Source organism: Antrihabitans stalactiti, assembly GCF_012932915.1.
Lineage (GTDB): Bacteria > Actinomycetota > Actinomycetes > Mycobacteriales > Mycobacteriaceae > Antrihabitans > Antrihabitans stalactiti.
On sequence record NZ_VCQU01000001.1, the window covers coordinates 80,140 to 100,116 of the forward strand.

General features: G+C 64.2%; 15 protein-coding genes. 13 read left to right on the top strand and 2 right to left on the bottom strand.

Annotated features, from left to right (window positions below; all coding sequences use genetic code 11):
• Positions 1-80: 80 nt before the first annotated feature.
• The 12 genes from FGL95_RS00425 to FGL95_RS00475 all read left to right on the top strand — a co-directional run bounded on the left by FGL95_RS00425 (position 81) and on the right by FGL95_RS00475 (position 16,045).
• On the top strand, positions 81-1,970 hold the full coding sequence (locus FGL95_RS00425) for a lysophospholipid acyltransferase (protein ID WP_169584210.1): 1,890 nt from the start codon (positions 81-83) through the stop codon (positions 1,968-1,970).
• Positions 1,967-3,400, top strand: coding sequence for an HAD-IB family hydrolase (locus FGL95_RS00430; RefSeq protein WP_169584211.1), 1,434 nt, complete (start codon positions 1,967-1,969; stop codon positions 3,398-3,400). Before FGL95_RS00425 ends, FGL95_RS00430 begins: the two co-directional genes overlap by 4 nt.
• Positions 3,401-3,412: 12 nt before the next feature.
• Positions 3,413-4,891 carry a wax ester/triacylglycerol synthase domain-containing protein gene (locus tag FGL95_RS00435; protein WP_169584212.1) on the top strand — a complete coding sequence of 493 codons (1,479 nt, stop codon included), beginning with the start codon at positions 3,413-3,415 and terminating at the stop codon, positions 4,889-4,891.
• A complete protein-coding gene (locus FGL95_RS00440; RefSeq protein WP_169584213.1) occupies positions 4,892-5,725 on the top strand; it encodes an alpha/beta hydrolase in 834 nt (277 codons plus the stop codon).
• A 209-nt stretch (positions 5,726-5,934) separates the two neighbouring features.
• Entirely contained in the window at positions 5,935-8,637 is a 2,703-nt protein-coding gene (locus FGL95_RS00445; RefSeq protein WP_338079661.1) for a phosphoenolpyruvate synthase, read from the top strand.
• Between the two features lie 4 nt (positions 8,638-8,641).
• A complete protein-coding gene (locus FGL95_RS32110; protein WP_240962625.1) occupies positions 8,642-10,339 on the top strand; it encodes an AMP-binding protein in 1,698 nt (565 codons plus the stop codon).
• On the top strand, positions 10,336-11,964 hold the full coding sequence (locus FGL95_RS32115; RefSeq protein ID WP_240962626.1) for a nucleotidyltransferase domain-containing protein: 1,629 nt from the start codon (positions 10,336-10,338) through the stop codon (positions 11,962-11,964). The genes FGL95_RS32110 and FGL95_RS32115 overlap by 4 nt, the downstream gene beginning before the upstream one ends.
• A complete protein-coding gene (locus FGL95_RS00455) occupies positions 11,961-12,197 on the top strand; it encodes an acyl carrier protein (RefSeq protein WP_169584215.1) in 237 nt (78 codons plus the stop codon). The genes FGL95_RS32115 and FGL95_RS00455 overlap by 4 nt, the downstream gene beginning before the upstream one ends.
• Complete coding sequence (locus FGL95_RS00460) at positions 12,194-13,267, top strand: SDR family oxidoreductase (RefSeq protein WP_338079662.1); 1,074 nt, start codon at positions 12,194-12,196, stop codon at positions 13,265-13,267. The genes FGL95_RS00455 and FGL95_RS00460 overlap by 4 nt, the downstream gene beginning before the upstream one ends.
• Positions 13,264-14,211 carry a nucleoside-diphosphate kinase gene (locus tag FGL95_RS00465; protein WP_169584216.1) on the top strand — a complete coding sequence of 316 codons (948 nt, stop codon included), beginning with the start codon at positions 13,264-13,266 and terminating at the stop codon, positions 14,209-14,211. Before FGL95_RS00460 ends, FGL95_RS00465 begins: the two co-directional genes overlap by 4 nt.
• The gene (locus FGL95_RS00470) at positions 14,208-15,146 is read left to right on the top strand and encodes a ScbA/BarX family gamma-butyrolactone biosynthesis protein (RefSeq protein WP_169584217.1); all 939 of its coding nucleotides are present in this window, start codon (positions 14,208-14,210) and stop codon (positions 15,144-15,146) included. The genes FGL95_RS00465 and FGL95_RS00470 overlap by 4 nt, the downstream gene beginning before the upstream one ends.
• Positions 15,143-16,045: a UbiA prenyltransferase family protein gene (locus FGL95_RS00475; protein WP_338079663.1), complete on the top strand. Its 903-nt coding sequence runs from the start codon at positions 15,143-15,145 to the stop codon at positions 16,043-16,045. The genes FGL95_RS00470 and FGL95_RS00475 overlap by 4 nt, the downstream gene beginning before the upstream one ends.
• 2 nt (positions 16,046-16,047) lie before the next feature.
• Here the strand turns inward: FGL95_RS00475 and FGL95_RS00480 are convergent, their stop codons facing one another.
• Complete coding sequence (locus FGL95_RS00480) at positions 16,048-17,382, bottom strand: cytochrome P450 (protein WP_169584219.1); 1,335 nt, start codon at positions 17,380-17,382, stop codon at positions 16,048-16,050.
• Complete coding sequence (locus tag FGL95_RS00485; RefSeq protein WP_169584220.1) at positions 17,379-18,575, bottom strand: glycosyltransferase 87 family protein; 1,197 nt, start codon at positions 18,573-18,575, stop codon at positions 17,379-17,381. Before FGL95_RS00485 ends, FGL95_RS00480 begins: the two co-directional genes overlap by 4 nt.
• A gap of 19 nt (positions 18,576-18,594) precedes the next feature.
• On the opposite strand from FGL95_RS00485, the gene FGL95_RS00490 reads away from it, so the two are divergent.
• Complete coding sequence (locus FGL95_RS00490; protein ID WP_169584221.1) at positions 18,595-19,878, top strand: glycosyltransferase; 1,284 nt, start codon at positions 18,595-18,597, stop codon at positions 19,876-19,878.
• Positions 19,879-19,977: the final 99 nt, after the last annotated feature.

Genomic DNA, 19,977 nt, shown 5'->3' on the forward strand with positions numbered 1-19,977 from the left:
TCCCGGGTGCTTGACCCCCTAAGCTGCCCAATGGAGACTGGCGAGCGAGTGATCTACCTCATAGGCGAGGGGCGAAGGCAATGAGTCTTGGTGAACGGTTGGCTATTGCCGACAATCTCGACCGCGTTCACGCGCGCAAAGCGCTGCAACGCGTCGGCATTTTCGGCGAAGCGACTTCAGCCCTACCAACTGATCGACCCGAAGTCGCCGAATTGCTCGCCGACGACACCTTCGCCGCCGGTCTCGAGGCCCTTGCACGTAAGTACAACCTCGAGCTCGACGACGTCAAGGCCGATGCCGCGGCGTATTTGCGCGAGATGTCGGCGGTTCATTCCGACCGCGCAGGCAAGATGTGGGAACGGTTCGGCGGCTGGCTGAATCGTGCGCACGACATCGTCGTCGACGAGGAGGAAGCGCGTCGGTTGCGCGGACTGAGCAAGAAGCATTCGCTGCTCTTCCTGTTCTCGCACCGGTCATATCTGGATGGGTTCATCCTGCCCGTCACCCTTGCGGCGCACGGCATTTCGGCGCCGTTCACGATGGGTGGCGCCAACCTCAACTTCTTCCCATTCGGTGCCATCGCCAGCCGCACCGGGGTCGTCTTCATCCGTCGTTCCACTTCCGATCTTCCGGTGTATCGGCTGGCGTTGCGGTCCTACATCGGTCAGCTGATCCGCAATCGCCAGAATCTGTGTTGGTCGATCGAGGGCGGCCGCACGCGGACCGGCAAACTTCGCCCACCGGTCTACGGCATCCTGCGCTACGTTGCCGACGCGGTCGAAGCGTCGACGGGTCCGGACGCGCTCATCGTTCCGGTCTCGTTCGTTTACGAACAATTGCACGAGGTCAGCATGATGACCTCCGAAGCTCGCGGTGGGAATAAGCGCCCCGAAGACCTGCGCTGGCTGGTGAATTTTGCGCGATCGCAAGGCGAGCACCTCGGGCGCGCCTACCTGGATTTCGGTACGCCGATTCCCGTCCGCGAACGACTGGCCGAGTTGCGTGGTGAAGACCCCGACGGTGCCCACATCGTCGAACGAATTGCGCTCGATACCTGCCATCGCATCAATCGCGCCACACCCGTCACCGCGACGGCAATCGTCTGCGTCGCGATGCTCGCCGCCGACCGTGCACTCAGCCTCGACGAGGTGCTGGGCACGGTCTCGCCGCTGGCGCGCTACATCGAGCGACGGCAGTGGCAGGTCGCCGGTGCACTGAATCTGACCGACCGCGCGACCGTCCGGCGAACCCTCCAGGAGCTGGTGTCGTCCGGCGTGCTCACCAGTTACGAGGGTGGCACAGAGACGATTTGGGACATCGGCCCGCAGAAACACCTCGTGGCCGCGTTCTACCGCAATACGGCAGTGCACATCCTCGTCGACCGGTCGATCGGCGAGCTGGCCTTGGTCGCCGCGACCGAAAGCGACAACGGCGCGCGAGCAGCACTCGACGAGACGCTTCGGTTGCGCGACCTCCTGAAGTTCGACTTCTTCTTCTCCTCGCGACCCGATTTCGCCGAGGAGATGCGGACCGAACTCGCGACGATCGATGCCGATGCCGCCGCCCGCATCGACAAATTCGATGCCGAGGAGGCGCGCATCTGGCTGGAGAAGGGCAAACCGCTCATCGCGCATCTGGTCCTTCGGCCGTATCTCGACGCGTATCACGTCGTTGCCGATCGACTTGCCGCGCTGGAGGACGACGATGAATTCGACGAGAAGCAATTCCTCGACGAATGCCTTCGCGTCGGCAAGCAATGGGCGATGCAGAAGCGGATCGCCAGCGAGGAATCCGTCTCGCTCGAATTGTTCAAACCGGCGCTGCGGCTGGCCCGCCATCGTGGTTTGGTCGAGTCCACTGCACCCGAACTAGCAAAGCGCAGAACGGAATTCGCGAGCGAACTGGCCGAGACCGTGCGGCAGGTCAATCAGGTCGCCGCGATGTCGCAAGCACACACTGGACGGTCATGACAACAGTCGACGAGGTGATCAAGGCGGTCGAGGCTGGACCGTCGGGTCCGCGGATCGGTGCTTTTTTCGACCTGGACGGCACGCTGGTCCAGGGCTACACGGCAGGCACCTTCTACTCCGAATGGGTGCGACGCGGTCAGCTCGCACCGGGCGATCTCGCGAAGATGCTTATTTCCGCGATCGACGGTAGCGCCCTCGGCGGCGATCCGAAGAAGATCACCGGTGGCGCGCTGTCAGCGTTGAAGGGGCGCAACGCCGACGAGCAGATCGAAATGGGTGAGCGGCTGTTCGTCCAGAAGATCGCGGGCACGATTCGCCCGGAGGCTAGACAACTGGTCCGAGCGCATCTGCGCAAGGGCCACACGGTTGCCGTTGCCTCGGCCGCGACGCGTGCCCAGATCGAGCCGCTGGCAAGGGATCTGGGCATAAGCGAGGTCTTGTGTACCGAGCTCGGCGTCGCGAACGGCATCTTCACCGGCGAATCGCCTACTGGGATTCTCTGGGGTGAGGGGAAGGCAAGTGCGGTCCGAAAGTACGCGCGCACCAAGCAACTCGACCTCCGGGCCAGCCACGCGTACGCCAACGGCCAGGAAGACATCGCCTTCCTCGCATCGGTCGGCCATCCCAACGCGCTGAATCCGCATCCGGCATTGCGCCAGGCCGCCGCAGACTACGGCTGGCCTGTCCTCAATCTGCGCGAACCGCGCTCCCCCGGGCTGCGGTCCTACCTCGGTACGGTCGGCATGCTGGTCGGACTGAACGCGGGGTTCGGGGTCGGTGCCGCTGTCGGACTCCTCAACCGCGATCGCCAGCGTGGCGCGAACGCGGCGATCTCGGTCGGTACCGACATCGGGCTGAAACTCGCCGGCATCTCACTCGACGTCATCGGCGAGCACAACTTGACCAAGGCGCGTCCGGCGATCTTCATCGGCAACCACACCAGCGCGCTCGACCCCGTCATCGTGTTCGCGCTCCTGCGCCGCGACATCACCGCTGTCGGCAAGATCGAGGCCAAGAACGACCCGCGGACAATACTTTTCAACACCCTTCTCGCGCCCGCATTCGTCGACCGAGGCAACACGGCACAGGCTCGTGCCGCCTTGGACAAAGTTGTCGAACGGGTGAAGGACGGTACCTCGATCGTGATCTTCCCGGAGGGGACACGGACTCCGACGCCGGTACTTGCGCCGTTCAAGAAGGGCGCGTTCCACATGGCGATGCAGGCAGGTGTGCCGATCGTTCCGATCGTGCTGCGCAACGCTGGGGAACTGATGTGGCGTCAATCGGCGGTAGTAAACCCAGGGACCGTCGAAGTCTGTGTGCTGGACCCGATCCCGACCGACGAGTGGACCGTCGAGACGCTCGATCAGAGGGTGGCGGAAGTGCGACAACTTTTCGCCGACACGCTGGACAAGTGGCCGGAAAGATAAGGTGCTGGCGCGATGACGATCGATGACAAGAATCACGACCTGGTCGAAGCCAACCGCCGTGCGTGGTCGATGGCCTCCCAGTGGGGTGCCGACCATCGGATGAACGAGCTGGAAACGCTCATGTGGCGCAGCGAGCGGCATCCACGCGGGTCGTCGACGATCTGCACGCTCATGTTGCTCGATAGCGTTCCCGAGTGGGATCGCCTTCGCGCGGCACATGATTGGGCGACCAAGATGATCCATCGCCTGCGGGAGCGGGTGCTGGAACCGTTGGTCCCGGTCGGCCCGCCTGCATGGACGGTCGATCCCTCGTTCGATCTCGACTATCACCTGCGTCGAACCCAACTGCCCGCACCCGCGCGAATGCCGGAGCTACTCGCGTTCGCCCAATCGGCGGCAATGGCGCCGTTCGACCGCACCAGGCCGTTGTGGGAAGGCACCCTGATCGAAGGCTTGCCCGGTGGCAAGGCTGCGTACTTGCTCAAGTTGCACCATTCGCTCACCGACGGCGTCGGCAGTGTTCAGATGCTGTCGCTCATTCAGAGCCGGACGTCCGAGCACACACCGAAAGATCCCCTCCCTGAGCCAGTTCCGAGTCCCGACGATCCCGACGCACAATCGCTCGCAGTCGACGAGCTGAACGAAACCATTCGCCGAATTCCGTCGGCCGCGCGTGGGCTGCTCTCGGCGGGCGCTCGCGCGTTGCTGCGCCCGGGCGCCGCCGCCGACGAGGCCCTTCGCCTGGCAGCCTCGGCGCGACGCACGATTGCTCCACCGCCGGTCGCCGGGTCGCCCCTGTTCCGCATCAGGACCGGAAAGTCGTGGCGTTTCGGCGTTTTCGAGTGCGAATTGAAGGATCTCAAGGCCGCCGCGAAAGCCGCCAGTGGCTCACTCAACGACGCGTACGTCGCGGTACTGCTGGGCGGCCTGCGGCATTACCACGAGATGTTCGGCTACAGCTTGGACGAAATCCCGATGGCCATGCCGTTGAGTTTGCGCAAGGCCGACGACCCCATGGGCGGCAACAAGTTTGCGGGTGCGATGTTCGCCGCACCCATCGGCGTGGTCGACCCCGCCGAGCGAATCGCCATCATTCGCGGAACGGTCCTGTCGCTGCGCGTGGAGCCTGCGCTGGGCAGCATGGAATTCGCCGCACCGGTGGTCAATCGGTTGCCGTCGGCGCTGGGGGCTGCCGCCATGCGACTCGGGTCGGCCGCCGATATCTCCGCGTCGAACGTTCCAGGCATCCCCTACCCCGTCTATATGGCAGGCGCACGGATCGAACGGGCGTACCCTTTCGGACCGCTGCCCGGAGTGGCGATCATGGCGGCGATGGTGTCGCACGCAGGTACTTGCTGCTTCGGACTCAACTGCGACGGAACCGCCGTGCCCGACGTCGCGTTGCTGGTGCAGTGTATGAAAGAAGGCTTGGAAGAGGTTCTTGCCCTGGGCCGGGGCGACGAGGGATCCGACACAGCAACGGAGGACTAGATGACCGAGCACGCCGATGGCAAGCTCGCAGGAGCCGGTGAGCGAAAGCTGCACTGGCAGAGCTGGATCGGACCGGACACAAGTCGAGGCGTCATCGTGCTGGTGCACGGCCTCCACGAACACAGCGGTCGGTACGAGTGGGTCGGCACGAGACTCGCCGAGGCAGGCTTCGCGGTGTACGCCATCGACCACGCCGGGCACGGCCGGTCGGAGGGTCCGCGGGGTCAGATCGGACGTATGTCCGAGGTCGTCGCGGGTGTCGATGCGCTTCTTGCGCTGGCCGCAGGCCGTCATCCCGGTTTCGCGCCGTTCATCGTTGCGCACAGCATGGGTTCGCTGATCACCCTGGACTACTTGGTCGGCAACCCGCAGGAACTGCGCGGGGTCGTGCTGTCGGCACCGCCGCTGGTGCAGGACGTCGCGTCGCCGTTGCTATTGAAGGTCGCCAAGGTGCTATCCGTCGTTGCGCCGAATGCGCCCACGGTCGAACTGGATTCGGAGACGGTGAGCCGGGACCCGGCAATCGTCGAGTACCACCGAACCAATCCGTTGATGGTCAAGGGCAAGATCCGCGCTCGCACCGGTGCCGAATTCATCGACGCGGTCGATCGAGTGACGGCGGGGCTCGCAAAGGTGACGCAGCCGATTCTGGTGATCGCCGGATCCGCCGACAAGCTCGTGAAGCCCGAGGGCGCCGAGATCGTCGTCGAAGGAGCAGGTTCGACCGACAAGACGCTCAAGATCTACGACGGTCTGTACCACGAGGTCTTCAACGAGCCGGAAAAAGAAGCGGTCATCGCCGACGTCATCGCCTGGCTGCAGGAACACAGCTGACCCACCCCGTGCGCGCGTCTCACCCCTCCAGGGGTAAAAATCACGCACAGTAGAGGGCGTAGAACTGTGCGTGAATTTCGCCCTTCTGGGGGTTAGACGCGCGCACGGGGGTGGGGCTGCCCCTATATGTTGCGGTTTCGTATTGCTTGCCGATTACTGTACGAATGGTTTCGGGTTCGTTTCCACCGACCGACCGCAAAGGGGAATGCGTGCAGATTCTGGGAGCAAGCACCCCCAGCACGGCAATTCGAGAACTTGCCGGCGGTAAAGCACGCGGGCTGCACTCCCTGACCTGTCACGGTTTCAAGGTCCCCGAGTGGGCGGCGATCGGGGTCGACGCCTTCGCTGCGTTCATTGCCGCCAATGACGTGAATTCGCTACTCGCAGAGCTGACTTCGGCAACAGACCTCGCCACCGCGCTGGACCGCGCGGCCACCGTACGGACCGCCATTCTCGGCTCCCCGATCCCGGAACCAGTGCGCGATATGGTGGCGCTCGCCTACGAATCGGTCGGCTCGGGACGGGTTGCCGTGCGCTCGTCCGGCGCCGACGAGGACGGCGTGGACCGCTCGCTCGCCGGGCAATTCGATTCCTTCCTCAACGTCACCACGCTCGACGACGTCCTCGACGCAGTGCGCCGATGCTGGGCGTCCGGTTTTTCGGATCGATCGGTCCGCTACCTGTTCGAGCACGGGACCGGCGTGTCGAAAGGCGGCATCGCCGTCGTCGTTCAGCGGCTGGTGGACGCCAAGTCGAGCGGGGTCATCTTCACCGCCAATCCGATCACCGGCGCACGCAACCAGATCGCGATCAGTTCGGTCTACGGCTTGGGCGAGGGCTTGGTCTCCGGCGCGGTCGATGCCGATTACGTAGTGATCGACAAGTCGACAGGCGCCGTCGACGACCGCGTCGTCGGCGAGAAGTCCGAGCAATTCGTCCCTACCGGCGCCGCGGGGTGCGCGCCCACCCCTGTGCCCGAGCAGCTACGCAACCAACCGACGCTCAGCGACGACGAACTCGCGCAACTGGCCGAACTCGGGATCGCCATCGAGTCGCTCCACGACGGACCGCAGGACATCGAGTGGGTCGGCGACGGCGAAAACTTCTGGGTCCTTCAGGTCCGGCCGATCACTGCACTGCCCGACGCCGTCGATCCGTCGAAGGGCGTCATTCTCGGCGCCACCGAAGCCGTCACCGACGACGAGATGCGAATTTGGGACAACTCCAACATCATCGAGAGTTTCAGCGGCATCAGTTCACCGCTGACCCTCACCACCGCCGCGGACGTCTACGGCCGCGTCTACCGCAGTTACGCACGGTCACTACGTGTTCCGGAAGCGCAGCTGCGGCAGATGGAGGTGTGGACCCCGGCGATGCTCGGCTACTTCCACGGCCGAGTCTACTACAACCTGCTGCACTGGTACCGGATGGTGCACATCGCGCCTGGCTATCCGCTGAACTGGCGGGTGCTGGAGGTCGCCCTCGGCGTCGACGAATCCATCGAAAACGACCTCGCAAAGACGTTGCGACCGTTCACTTTCAAGACGATCGCGCACAAGGGCTTCTCTCGCGCAGTCACTACCGCCACCTACATCAAACGCTTCGCCGAGATCGACAGCAAGACAGAGTCGTTCATGACGGAGTTCTACAAGGTCTACGACGAATACGACGCCGTCGACTACAACACGCTGCCCGGCGAGGAGGTGTATCGCCGCTACCGAAAGTTGGAGCGCGATCTCGTGGACCGCTGGGGTCCGATGATGGTGCTCGACGCGATTCTGTTGACGTCGTCGGGCCTGCTCTTCCTGTTGACGAAGCTGTTCCTGAAAGACACTCCCGAATGGTTCCAATACGCGGTCGTCAGTCCAGGTTCCGACGTCGAATCTGCCGAACCTGCACGGGCGATGCAGGATATGGCGAAGTTCGTCCGGGCGGACCCGGAGCTGGCGCGTTTCATCAACACCACGCCACCCGAAAAGGCATACGCCGCTGTGCAAGCATCGGACTGGCAGGAGTTCGCCGGGCAGGTCGACGAGTACATCGCCAAGTATGGCTATCGCAGCCTCGACGAACTGAAGCTCGAAACACCTGACCTACGCGAGGATCCGGCCAGCTTGTTCGTCATGCTGCGCAGCGCTCTTCCCGATGCGCCACTGTCCAAGCGCGCGGACGCCGACGACTATCTCGACTCGCGCCTGCACGGCGTCCGCCGCAAGATCTACGAGAAGCTCCGCGGCAAGACAAGCCGAGCCCTCGGAAACCGGGAACGATTGCGGTTCTGCCGAACTCGGGCGTTCGGCATGGTCAAGCGGACGATCCGCGCAATGGGTCGCGACCTGGCACGCCAGGGCATTCTGGACGAGTTCACCGACGTGTTCTACCTGCGCCTCGATGAATTGCACGGCTGCTACGAGGGAACGACTGACACGGCTGCGCTGGCAGGTCTGGTTGCGGCACGAAAGGCGCAGCGCGCCTTGGATGCCGAGTTGGTCGCGCCGGCGCGGTTCGTCACCAGAGGACGGGCGTTCCACAACGACGAATTGGCCGCGCAAGGCTGGGTACCGATCAGCGCCACCGAATCTGCCACCGCCGGAACCGTATTGCGCGGTACTCCGTCCGCATCCGGCGTCGTACGGGGTCGCGCGGTCGTGGTGACCGAGCCGCAGGACGTGGCGGGCGGAATTCTTGTCGCGTATCGAACCGATCCAGGCTGGGTTGCCGCACTGCCGTCGGCATCGGCACTGGTGATCGAACGCGGTAGCCCGTTGACGCACGTCGCAATCGTTGCCCGCGAACTCGGCGTGCCGACTGTCGTCCAGATCAAAGACGTGACAAAGCTGGTCCGCACGGGAATGAACATCGAAGTAGACGGCGCCAGCGGCACCGTGACGATTCTGTCCGAGGAGAACTGAGACGATGACAGATCAGACCACTCCCGTTGCGCACCTCCGTGACTGGCTGACCAACCCCGCTGCAGGCACTGGCGTCTATTTCGGTGACGAAGCGGACGGCTGGAATTTCTACTCCTACGTCGACCTTGCCGATCGCGCTCGGCGCATCGCCACGCTGCTGCACGAACGCGGTCTGCGGACCGGCGAAAACGTCTGCGTCGTCATGCCGACCACCATCGACTGCGTCGCGGCGTTCTATGCATCCTGGGCCGCGGGCGGGTTGTTCACCCCGATCACTCCGCCGATGTTCGAAGACCTCGACACCTACACCAAGCACATGAGCGGGATCCTCGACGTCGCCGATCCTGCGCTGATTGTCACTTCGCGCGATTTCGCCGACTTGGTGCGGGGTGCGATCGCCGCGTCGGGTCGCACGGACGAGCCACTCATCATCGACGACGCCGTTCTCGCAGCAACCGCACCGATCGCGGAATTGGTAGAGCCTGGTGAGCTGTGCCTGCTGCAATTCACCTCCGGCTCGACGGGTTCGCCGCGCGGCGTGGAGATCACGTGGGGCAACCTGGCAGACAACGTCATTCGGATCGCAGGTGTTGTGCAATGGCAGGACGGCGATTCGACGGCGTCGTGGCTGCCGCTCTACCACGATATGGGCCTCATCGGCGCGCTGTTCATGACCATCACCGTGCAAGGTGATCTGTACTTGCTGCGCCCGGACCAGTTCGTGCGCGACCCCGCCCGGTGGTTGCGGGCGATGACGCACTGCAAGCATTGCCCCTCCCCCGCCTTCACGCTGAAATACGTTGCGCGCCGCGTCCGTCCGCAGGAGCTGGAGGGTCTGGACTTCTCCAATTGGCGCACGCTTGCGCTCGGGTCCGAGCCGGTGCCGCCCGGCGATGTCGTAGAGTTCTCGAACTTCCTCGCGGGCAACGGATTCGATATGTCGGCGCTGACCATCGCGTACGGCATGGCGGAGAACACCCTGCACATCACCACGTCCGCGCGCACATCGCCGGTCGTAGCGCTGCGCGTGGACTACGCGGCGTTGCGGTTCGGCAAACCGGTCGACGTGCTCGACCGGCGTGAACTAGTTGCGGGCGTAGAGATTTCCGGCGACGGCTGGACCAGTGGCCTCGGACGATCCACCGAGACGTCGCAGGTTGCGATCATCGACGACGACGGCACCGAGTTGCCGGACGGCACGATCGGCGAGGTCGTGGTAACTGGCGAATCCGTCGCACGGGGTTACCAAGGCGACTATTCGAACTCGAGCACCCGGATCGTCGACGGCAAGATTTTCTCCGGCGACGCCGGGTTCCTGTACGACGGCGAGCTTTTCGTCCTCGGCCGGATGGGAACGAGCCTGAAGGTCCGTGGGCGGTCTGTCTTCATGGAAGACGTCGAGGCGCGAGTCGCGGCCGAAATCGGTATTGCACCAGGCAAAGTCGCGGGCGTTGCGATCCCCAATGCGAGCGAGCCGATGGTCGCGGTATTCGTTGAACGTGACGGTGGCGAGTGGGTCGACGGTGCCCGTCGCGCGGCGGCTGCCGTCGTCGGGTCGACCAAGTCGGTCCGGGTGGTGAGCGGTCCGCGGGGGCTGATCAGGCGCACCTCGAGCGGGAAGCCCCGCAGACGCGTCATGTGGCAGTTGTTGCAGGAAGGCGCATTGCACGGCGCGGTGGATCACGACGCGGGTGCTACATGACGGCACCCGAACTCATCCTGTCCGCCGACTACATTCGCACGCTGCTCGACGAGACCACCCAGCTCAGCACCGTTCCCGACGACTGCGCTGTTCTGCTCGAAGGCTCGATCGCGGAGGGCTTCGGCAACGACGGCTCCGACATCGACTTCCTTGTGGTGTCGAAGGGCAGCGAGCCGATGCCGACGATGCCGACGGTGCTGTTCGTCGACGGCCGCCGCGTCGAGGTCCGGACCCGCTCGGAAGCGCAACTGCGGCAACAGCTCGACCGCGTCACCAGCGGCGAGGCGGACGAAGACACCCTGAACCGGGTCCAGCGCTTTCTTCGCGCACACGTGGTTCGCGAGGGCAATCCCGATATCGCGGGGTTGCGCGCAGTTGTGCCGTACGACGAGTTTGCTCGCGTGATGCAGACGTGGTGGTCCGCGCGAGCCGTGCAGGCGCTGCGTTACTCCGTTGCGCTCGCGGCCATGGGCGCCGACGAGGAAGCCGATGGCTGGGCACGTGACGGCCTCGCACAGGCGATGAAGGCGTGGGCCGCGAGCCTCGGCGAGACGTATCTCGAATCCAAATGGCTACCACGGCAACTGGATCGGATCGGCCCTCACGAGGTGGCGGCGCGATACCGTTCGGTCGAGTCCGGCGCTTCGCTCGACGACGTGTTGGCCGCCGCAGCGCTCACCGGGATCCCCGCAGTCGACAACACGCCAGATGCGGTCCGCCTGCAACGGGTTCCGGACGTCACGACCTGGCCGATCGGCGGGCGGCTGCACGTCGTGCGCAATCGACGAGACGTGTTCGTCCTGTCCGAGGCAACCGGGCAAGCCTGGCGATCCGTCGTTTTCGGACAATCCGTGGCGACGGTGTCGACGCGTTTCGGGATCGGCTCGGAGCTGGCAGAATTCGTTCGTCTCGGCTTCGTCGGGCTGCGCTGGCACGCCGAACCGCTGCGGCCGGCATTGGCAATGTGCGAGGTGGCCGGCGCGTATTCACCGCCGCCCGGGACAGTGGTACCTACGCTCGGCGTCGGGGGTGCCGCCCAGGACCCGAACGCCGCGGTCACGCTGTCGCCGCTGGCAGCCGACCGCTTCGCCGAATGCGCCACGACCCTGATCTGGTCGAACATCGTGTTGGAGAACGCCCGCGAGGATTGCCGTGGTGCGCTGAAGAATTCACAGTGGCAAGTTGCAGACATCGCCGCACACCGGCTGATCGCCATGTCGACGCGAGTGCTGCTGTCCGCGTTCGGCATTCATCCGCTTCCTGCCGACGTCGCGCCACAGGCAGCGCTCCGCCGATTGATTCCGGCGAGCACGCCAGGCAAGGCGGAATTGCTCGCGAAGCTCGCACGTGCACAACACGTGCGGTTCGACGACCCGCAATCGGATCGAAACCCCGCCGAACTGGACGCTTATGCCGAGGCTGTTCGTGAAATCGCCAACGGTTCCGCGTTCCCGGATTCCTTCGCATCCCGCGAACAATGGCGGCATACGCTCGACATCAGTTACGACTGGCTGCGGCTAGCCGGGTACCTCAACGCGAAGTTGCCGCTCGACGAGGCCCGAGACCTGTTGACGTCCGGTGGGGTTCAGCCGCACGCGCGCTCCGATGCCGAGGGGGAACGATGAGCACCGCCGAGCAAGTGCGCGAGATCGTCAAGTCGATGGCGCCCGAACTGCCAGCGGCGGTGTCCGATGATCAGCGGCTGATCGACGACCTCTTCTATGATTCCTTGCGACTGATGGAGCTGACCGTCGTTCTCGAGCGGGCCTTCGATCTGCCGCCGTACAAGCCCGAGGATCTCGCCGGGGTACTCACGGTCGGTGCCGTCGTCCAACTGATCGAGGGGGCGACATCGTGACTCATGTATTGCTCACCGGCGCCAGCGGATTGGTCGGCGTAGAGGTGTTGTCGCAGTTGGTCGGTCGCGGCGACGCAGTGTCGGCGGTCGTACACCGGAACTCGACTTTCGTTGCCAACGACGGCCGTGCGGTGCCCGGTGCCGCAGTCGTACACGGCAACGTGCGGGCACCATCCTTCGGACTGTCGGACGACGAGCGCGCCGCACTCGGCATGTCGGTGACCGCCATCGTTCACTGCGCCGCGACCACCGACTTCGGTGCTCGCCAAACCGAATACGACGAGCTGAACGTTGCCGGTACCGAGCACGCCATCGCGCTCGCCCGCGAATGGACCGTTCCACTGATCTACGTGAGCACCGCGTACGTTTGCGGCACCCGCAACGGAACGATTCTCGAAAGCGACCTCGACACAGGGCAGACGTTCGGAAATGCCTACGAGGCCAGCAAGTTCCGGGCCGAGCAGCTGGTCGGCGCAGCCGCAGCCGCTGGTCTGCGCACCTGCATCGTGCGCCCCGGCATCGTGACCGGTCGCGCGACCGACGGCGCGATACGCGAGCACAAAAATCTCTACACGGTTGTGAAGCTCATCGTCGAAGGCAAGCTCCGATCCTTGCCGGGTCGCTATGACGCGACGCTGTCGCTGGTGCCGGTCGATTACGTCGCCGATGTCATCGTGGGTGCCGTCGTCGACCTCGATCGCGCCGCCGGGAAGACGTTCCACGCCGCCGGGAACGAAACGATCTCGCTGCGTGAGATTTCCGATGTCCTGGCGGAGTACCCCTCGTTCGAGGTCGCGAAATATGTTCCGCCCTCGACGTTCTCGGTCGACAATCTGGATCGCAATGAGCGCGAGTACTACCGGCGCATCGGCGTGCTGTACGAGAGCTACTTCGATCGGCGTCCGAGCTTCGACACCACCAACACTCGTGAACTACTGGGCGCCCCGCCGCCCGCAACCGGAAAGGACTACCTCCGAACACTTCTCGATCATTGCCTCGATACCGGGTATCTAGGAATTCCGCTGCCGTCGATCGATGACGTCCTTCGAAGAATTGGAGCGACAACATGACCGAGGACGTTGCGCGTTCGCTCACGACGATGCCCGAGAAGGTCGCGGCCTACGTCACCGATACCTATTTTCTGGAAAGTGTCGAACAGCTTTCCCGGCTCGGCGCCGATGTCGAATCGTTCGCGCTCCGGCATGGTCTGCTGTTCCTCAAGCCGGACGCTATCGTGGCACGCGCTGTCGAGCCGACGCTGCAGTGGCTGGCAGACAACGGGTTTCGCGTCGTCTCCGCGCGAACAGTGGCCGCGAACGGTCATTTCGTGCGCTCGCTGTGGTACTTCCAGTGGAACATCGCGTCGGCCGAGCGACGCACACTTGCCGACCTGCTCCTCAACGTGTCGTCGTCGCTGCTGCTCGTGGTCACCGACGCTGCCGACGAGTTGCCGACGTCGGTGCGACTGACCGAGCGCAAGGGTCCGACCGCGCCGTCGAAACGGCAGCCGGGTCATCTGCGCCACCTCCTCGGCGGCGGCACCTATCTGCTGAATATGGTTCATACGCCTGATGATCCAGCAGATGTGGTGCGGGAACTCGGAATCTACTTCACCGAGCACGAGCGACGCGTCGTGATCGGTGAAGCTTTGACGGGCATCGACCGCAGTGCTGTGGCGAAGCATTTGGGACAGCAACTGTACGAGACCGTCGAAGCAGGCAGTTTCGAACGGTCCGACGCCGAGGCCGCGCTGAAGAAGCGGTTGCGGTCGGGCGAGGAACTGCCGCAACGACTTCAAGAAAAGGCGCGGCTGGTCCTCGAAGGTGACACAGTGCCTAACGCTGCGTGGGCCGAACTGCTCACCACTGCATGGGATGTCGACTGGCCGCTCGACCCGTGGCCGGTCCTGGTTGTGGGCTCGGCTGTCCTGCCGATGCGGACCGCTACTGGCACACAGATCCTCGGGGCCGCCGACCCCGCGGACTGGCGTGCGCGAATGGGAGGGCAGTCGTGACTACCCCACACACGCACGCCATCTCGCGGGAGCTCGTGCATCGCGCCCAGATCGCCGAAGTGTTCGTCACATCGTTGACGAAGCGCCGCGACGACCAGTTCGTCACGACCGCGCAGCTGCCTCGATCCCACGCGTTCTTCGGCGACCACACCGGCACGCTCGAGAACGCCTACGACCCGATGATGGTCATGGAAGCTGCCCGGCAGAGCGGAATGGTGGTGGTGCACGAGCATTTCGACGTTCCGTTCACCATGGCCTTCCTTCTCCGCACCTTCAACGGACGGGCGATCGACGGGCGCGCGTGGGACATCGATGCCAAGCCTGCGGAGCTGACGATGGTCACGCAGGTGACCAGGCTGGTCCATCAGCACGACGCGCTCACGGGGATGAGCGTGACGGTCGACATCAAGCGGTCCGGGATGCCGATGATGGTGGTCGACAGCAAATTCTCCTGGATTCCCAAACCGCAGTGGATAAGTCTGCGCCGTGACATCCGCTCCAAAGCAGGATTGCCCGATGTGGTCGAGCCGATTCCGCACTGCGTACCCGTTGCCGCAGCGTCGGTCGGCAGGCACCTGAACAGAAATGTCGTGATCAGCCCGCCGAAGCTGTACGGCAATACAGCCAAGTCGATGTTGGTCGTGGACACCGGTCACGCAACGCTTTTCGATCATCCGGTCGACCACATGCCAGGCTCGCTGCAGATCGAGGCATGCCGGCAGATCGGTGTTGCGGCACTGCGATCCCGGTTCCCGGACGCAACACCCGGCCTGGACTGCGTGAAGAGCACCTTCGACGCGTTCCTCGAGCTCGATCGCCCGAGCGTCGTCATCTCCGAGATAGCCGAGGTGACCGACGACCGTGCCGTCGTCTCGTGCAGCATTCGCCAGTTCGGCCGTCCTGCTGCGCAGTTCGTCGCAGGATTCGTGCTGTGATCTCGTCGCTCCAACGCGTCGCCCACTTCATCGTCGTCATGTACAAGCCGCACTACATGGTCTACGGCGTGTTGTGGGTGCTCGCCCTCGAAGGCACCGCGGCCGTCGCGACCGCTGGACCGTTGCCGTACCGGCCCGGCCGCGACACCGTGATCCGCATCGTCGTCGTTTTGCTCGTCTTGCTCTATCTGCGCATGGTCGACGAGCAGAAGGATCTCGAGTACGACCGCGTCCACAATCCCGATCGCCCGCTCGTCACCGGAGCGGTCAGCGCGACCGAATTGCGCGCGTCGATGGCCGTGCTGGCCGCGATATCCGTTGCGGCAAGCGCGTTCTTGTCGGTCGGCTCGGTTGTGGTCATGTGCCTGACCTTGCTGTATGGACTGTTCCTCTGGGCTGCGGAAGCCGCGCTCCCTCGGGTCCGCGACGACATCATGCTCAACCTCGCTGTGACCTACCCGGTCCAATTGCTCGTCACCGCATACGTTCTCGTGTCGGCGGTCGACACCGGCGAAGTGGGATCGCGGTGGCAGGCCGTCGCTGTCGTCGCCGTCTTCGCCGGTGCATTCCTGCAGTTCGAGTTTGCGCGCAAGACGTCCAAAGTGCATGCGCCGAGCGAACACCTGTATTCGAACGCACTCGGCGCAACCGGAAGTGCCACCGCGATAGCGGTCTTCGCGGTGGTGGCGGTCGGCGCCGAAGTGCTGCTCGCACGCCCATGGCAATTGGACGGTGCGGCAGCGGTGTTCGGCTGGCTGCCCCCGGTGCTGCTCGCCCTTCCCGCGGTCGGGTTAGCGAAGTTTCTTCGCACCGATCGCGAGACCTTTCCGCTGGGACCACCGGTGGTGTTCGTGCTCGCGCTCTACGCCGTTCTGATTGCGCAAGCAACGCTCGCGTGAGTTCACCTCGCGTGCAGCCGGACCGGCAGCTTCGACGGCGATGCTGTGAAATCGCGGTTCGTCGGTTTCACCCGATAGTCCGGGTCCGGAACGGGACGCCAGCGGGCGAGGAATGCTCCGGCCTGCAGCGTGATCGCCAACATCGCGAAGTGGTTGCCGGGGCAACGCCGCTCCCCCACACCGAACGGCAGCGAGTGGCGTTTGTCGATCTCGCTCACCCGGTCGGGACCCCAACGGTCCGGGTCGAAGCTCGCCGCGTTCGGAAAGTACCGCTCGTCGTGCTGAATCATGTACGGACTGAACACGATTATCGCGCCGTCGGGCAGCGTCAGACCCCCGACCGTCACATCACCCGCAGCAGTAAGCATGCTGACCCACGGTGCCCAGAACCGCAAAGTCTCCTGTAGCACCTGGCGAAAATAGACCAACTGTCCGACGTGCTCAGGTCCAATCGTCTTGTCCGGCACCACGGTATCGAGCTCGGCATACAGGCGCTGGGCTACCTCGGGGTGCGTGACGACCTCGTGAACCAACCACGCGAACATCGAAGCCTCGGAACCGACTCCGGCGCCGAGAATCAGGATGAGTTCGTCGACGATGTCGTTGTCGCTCAACCGTGTACCGGTCTCCGGATCGACGTGGGCGATGAAGGCGGAGAGCATGTCGTTGTAGTCGGCACCCGACTTGCGGTACTCCGACACCACATCGCCGATCGATGCTCGGAGTTGCCGGGAGCGCTTGACGAACTTGCGATTCGCGAGCACCCGGACCGGCCGGACTCCAGGCGGCAGCGACGCGCGGCGGATCACCTCGTTGAGCAGCCATGGAATCGACGATTGGATGTCGTCGTGGGCATTCGAGCTGAAGTCTGCGGTGAACAGCGTCGACGAAATCGTCCGTAGCACAAGGTCGTGCGCTGATTCGACGACATTCACCATCTCGCCGTCGTGGAACGACTGCGCCCATTCGTTGCCGAGCCGGGCGGCGACGACCCCGTATTCAGCCAGCCTGCCCTGTTTGAACGACGGCGCGATCATCCTGCGCCGCAACTCATGTGCCTGCCCGCTGAGGACGTTGACGGCGCCGGTCGAGAGTTCCTTGATCGCGTCGCGCAGCTCGTCGCGATGAAAGCTGCCTGCCTCGCCGAGCCCGACCTGACGGATCAAGTCCGGGGTCGTCAGCACATATGCAGTCCTAGGCCCCAGGAAGATACGGACGATCGGACCATACGGGGGCAGCATGGTGACGAAGTCCAGCGGCCGCCGCAACACGGAAATTCCATGCCCGACCAGCGGGAGCCGACCGGGCGCGGTCGGTACATCGTCGATCGTGTTCACGTCACTTCCACCGTCCGTAACCGTCGGGACCAGACCGGTAGCAACGCCAGCGCGACGACAGTGATGACGAAATAGCCAGACACCGCGACCACGACCTGTTGTGCGACCGTCAGCTGATGATCTCGCCAACTCTCCGGAACCGCCAGTACGAAGGTCGGTACGACGAACCACAGCACGAGCAGCCCGAAAACGATTCGCGGCAATCGGGAATCGGCATTCCACCGCGCGTACCAAAGCCAGACCAGCACCGGCACGATCCAGACGACGTGATGAGGCCAGGTCACCGGTGACGCGAGGATTCCCGTGAAAGCGACGACCGTCAGCGCCAGCAACTCCTCACCGCGCCGGTACGCCCAGGTTGCGCCGAACAGTCCGGCGGCGGCAACGAGCGCGGACACGGGCAGCCACCAGACACTGTTGCTCAGCCCGTAGGACGCCCGCGCAATCAGTCCGGGCACGGATTGGTTCTGCACATCGGCGAGGTCTGCGACGCGATTCGCCTCGAAAACCACGCCCCGCAGCCAATATTCGCGCGAGTCCGCTGGCAGGACGAGGAAACCGACAACAACAGTCCCGAGGAAGGTGACGATCGCCCGCGCCGCGGGTTTCCAGCTACCCGTGCACACGAAATACGCAACAAAAAGCACGGGCAGCAGCTTTACCCCGACCACGAACCCCGTCGCCACGCCGCGCCACCGCTTCGGCATGGCGGGTGAGAAGTCGACGAGCACCGCGAGCATCACGAGAACATTCACCTGCCCCAGCGCGGTGTTCGCGAGGACCGGCGTGAGCAACATGGTCGCGACGATGCCCGCAGCCATGAACGACGCCTTTCTGCGACGATCGGTGACGCCTGCCATGCCGAGCGCCAACCACAAGACCCCGCCCATCGCGAGCGCATTGGCGAACACCGAAAGCGATTGAACAACAATGCCACTCAGGAAAGTCAACGGCTCGAACAACACGGCGGCGAAGGGCGGATACGTGTACTTCATGTCACTGAACGCTGCAGTGTCGATCCTGAGGTCGTAGAGCGAATGACCCTGCCGCGCAGCGTTTCCAGCGGCCAGGTACACGTCGAAATCGGCCATCCAGAGCGGGACGCCACGCAGCTGGACGAGGACCGCAGTAAGCACGCCTGCGACGACAACGGCGACCAACACCGGACGAATGCTCTCGGTCGACACGCGCACCTCTGTTAGGTTAGCCGCGATGAGAGTCGTACTCCCGTTAGCTGGCACCCGCGGCGATGTTCAACCCGCCGTGGCCCTCGGCCTGGAATTACAGTCACGTGGTCACGACGTCGTGCTGGGGGTGCCTCCGAACCTCGTCGACTTCGCGACTCGCGCCGGGCTTACTGCCCACACGTTCGGACCTGACGTCCAGAAGCTGTACTCGTCGGACCGCGGCCAGAAAGCGCTGGCTGCAGGCAGCACATTCAAGCTGATGCCGATGGTCGCCAAGCAGATGTCGGAGTACGCCTACCAGATGGACAGCGAACTCATCGCTCTGTCCGAGGGCGCAGACATCATCGTCTCGACGCAGATGACCGAGGACCGCAGCCAGTCCATCGCCGAAGCCGCAGGCATCCCGATGTTGACGATGCACACGTTCCCGTCACGCCGGAACCGGACTTATCCGTTTCCCGGGTCGGTGTCGCACAAAAAGGAACTTCCCCCGTTCGTCAACGAGACCACTTGGCGGGTCGCCGAGAATCTCCGCCGCGTCGGCTTCGGCAAGTACATCAATCGCCTCCGCAAGCGGCTGAATCTACCGACGACACGCAAAGGCATCGAGGGCATCCTCGCGAGCGAAGGCGTGCCGGAGCTCCAGATCTACAGTCACGCGCTGGTGCCGGGACTCGCTGAGGAATGGGGCGACGCGCGCCCTTTCATCGGCTTCATCCCGCTATCGCGGGAGGCACGTGAGGCCGTCGGTGAACTCGCTCAGTCACATACCGACATCGTCGAGTGGGCCGAATCCGGTCCGCGCCCGATCTATTTCGGCTTCGGCAGCATGCCCATTCGCGATACCCACGCGGTGACGAAGCTCGTCGAGCAGGTCTGCGCAGACGCCGGCCAGCGCGCGCTGATCAGCGCCGGGTGGAGTGATCTCACGACCACCGACGCCGAGACCGCCGACCACGTCAAGGTCGTCGGCGCCCTCGCCCACGACGTCGTCCTGCCGCATTGCGCCGCCGCCATTCACCACGGCGGCATCGGGACGACGTTCGAGAGCCTACGAGCCGGACTGCCCACTCTCGTGTGTTCGGTCTCGTTCGATCAACCGTTCTGGGGCGCGCAGATCGAAAAGCTGAAGCTCGGCGCGCACGTGCCCTTTCCGAAGGTCGACGCCGACACCCTGGCCGCCGGCCTCCGCGTCCTGCTCGACCCGAAAACGGTCCAGCGGGCAAGTGAGTTCGCCCATCGGCTCCGGCCATCGGAGACCGCTGCCGCTCGCGTTGCCGACGCCATCGAGGCGCGCGCCGGCCTCTGACTCGTGAGTCTTTTAGGAGTCCCTGGACTCCTAAAAGACTCACGAGGGTTGGCGTTGGACAAACGACCTACTACTGACACTTAGTCCAACAGTTGTGCC

What these genes read in the sequence shown, in the direction of transcription:
- FGL95_RS00425 (WP_169584210.1), top strand. Translation starts at nt 81, where the DNA reads ATGAGTCTTGGTGAACGGTTGGCTATTGCCGACAATCTCGACCGCGTT.
- FGL95_RS00430 (WP_169584211.1), top strand. Translation starts at nt 1,967, where the DNA reads ATGACAACAGTCGACGAGGTGATCAAGGCGGTCGAGGCTGGACCGTCG.
- FGL95_RS00435 (WP_169584212.1), top strand. Translation starts at nt 3,413, where the DNA reads ATGACGATCGATGACAAGAATCACGACCTGGTCGAAGCCAACCGCCGT.
- FGL95_RS00440 (WP_169584213.1), top strand. Translation starts at nt 4,892, where the DNA reads ATGACCGAGCACGCCGATGGCAAGCTCGCAGGAGCCGGTGAGCGAAAG.
- FGL95_RS32110 (WP_240962625.1), top strand. Translation starts at nt 8,642, where the DNA reads ATGACAGATCAGACCACTCCCGTTGCGCACCTCCGTGACTGGCTGACC.
- FGL95_RS32115 (WP_240962626.1), top strand. Translation starts at nt 10,336, where the DNA reads ATGACGGCACCCGAACTCATCCTGTCCGCCGACTACATTCGCACGCTG.
- FGL95_RS00455 (WP_169584215.1), top strand. Translation starts at nt 11,961, where the DNA reads ATGAGCACCGCCGAGCAAGTGCGCGAGATCGTCAAGTCGATGGCGCCC.
- FGL95_RS00465 (WP_169584216.1), top strand. Translation starts at nt 13,264, where the DNA reads ATGACCGAGGACGTTGCGCGTTCGCTCACGACGATGCCCGAGAAGGTC.
- FGL95_RS00490 (WP_169584221.1), top strand. Translation starts at nt 18,595, where the DNA reads ATGAGAGTCGTACTCCCGTTAGCTGGCACCCGCGGCGATGTTCAACCC.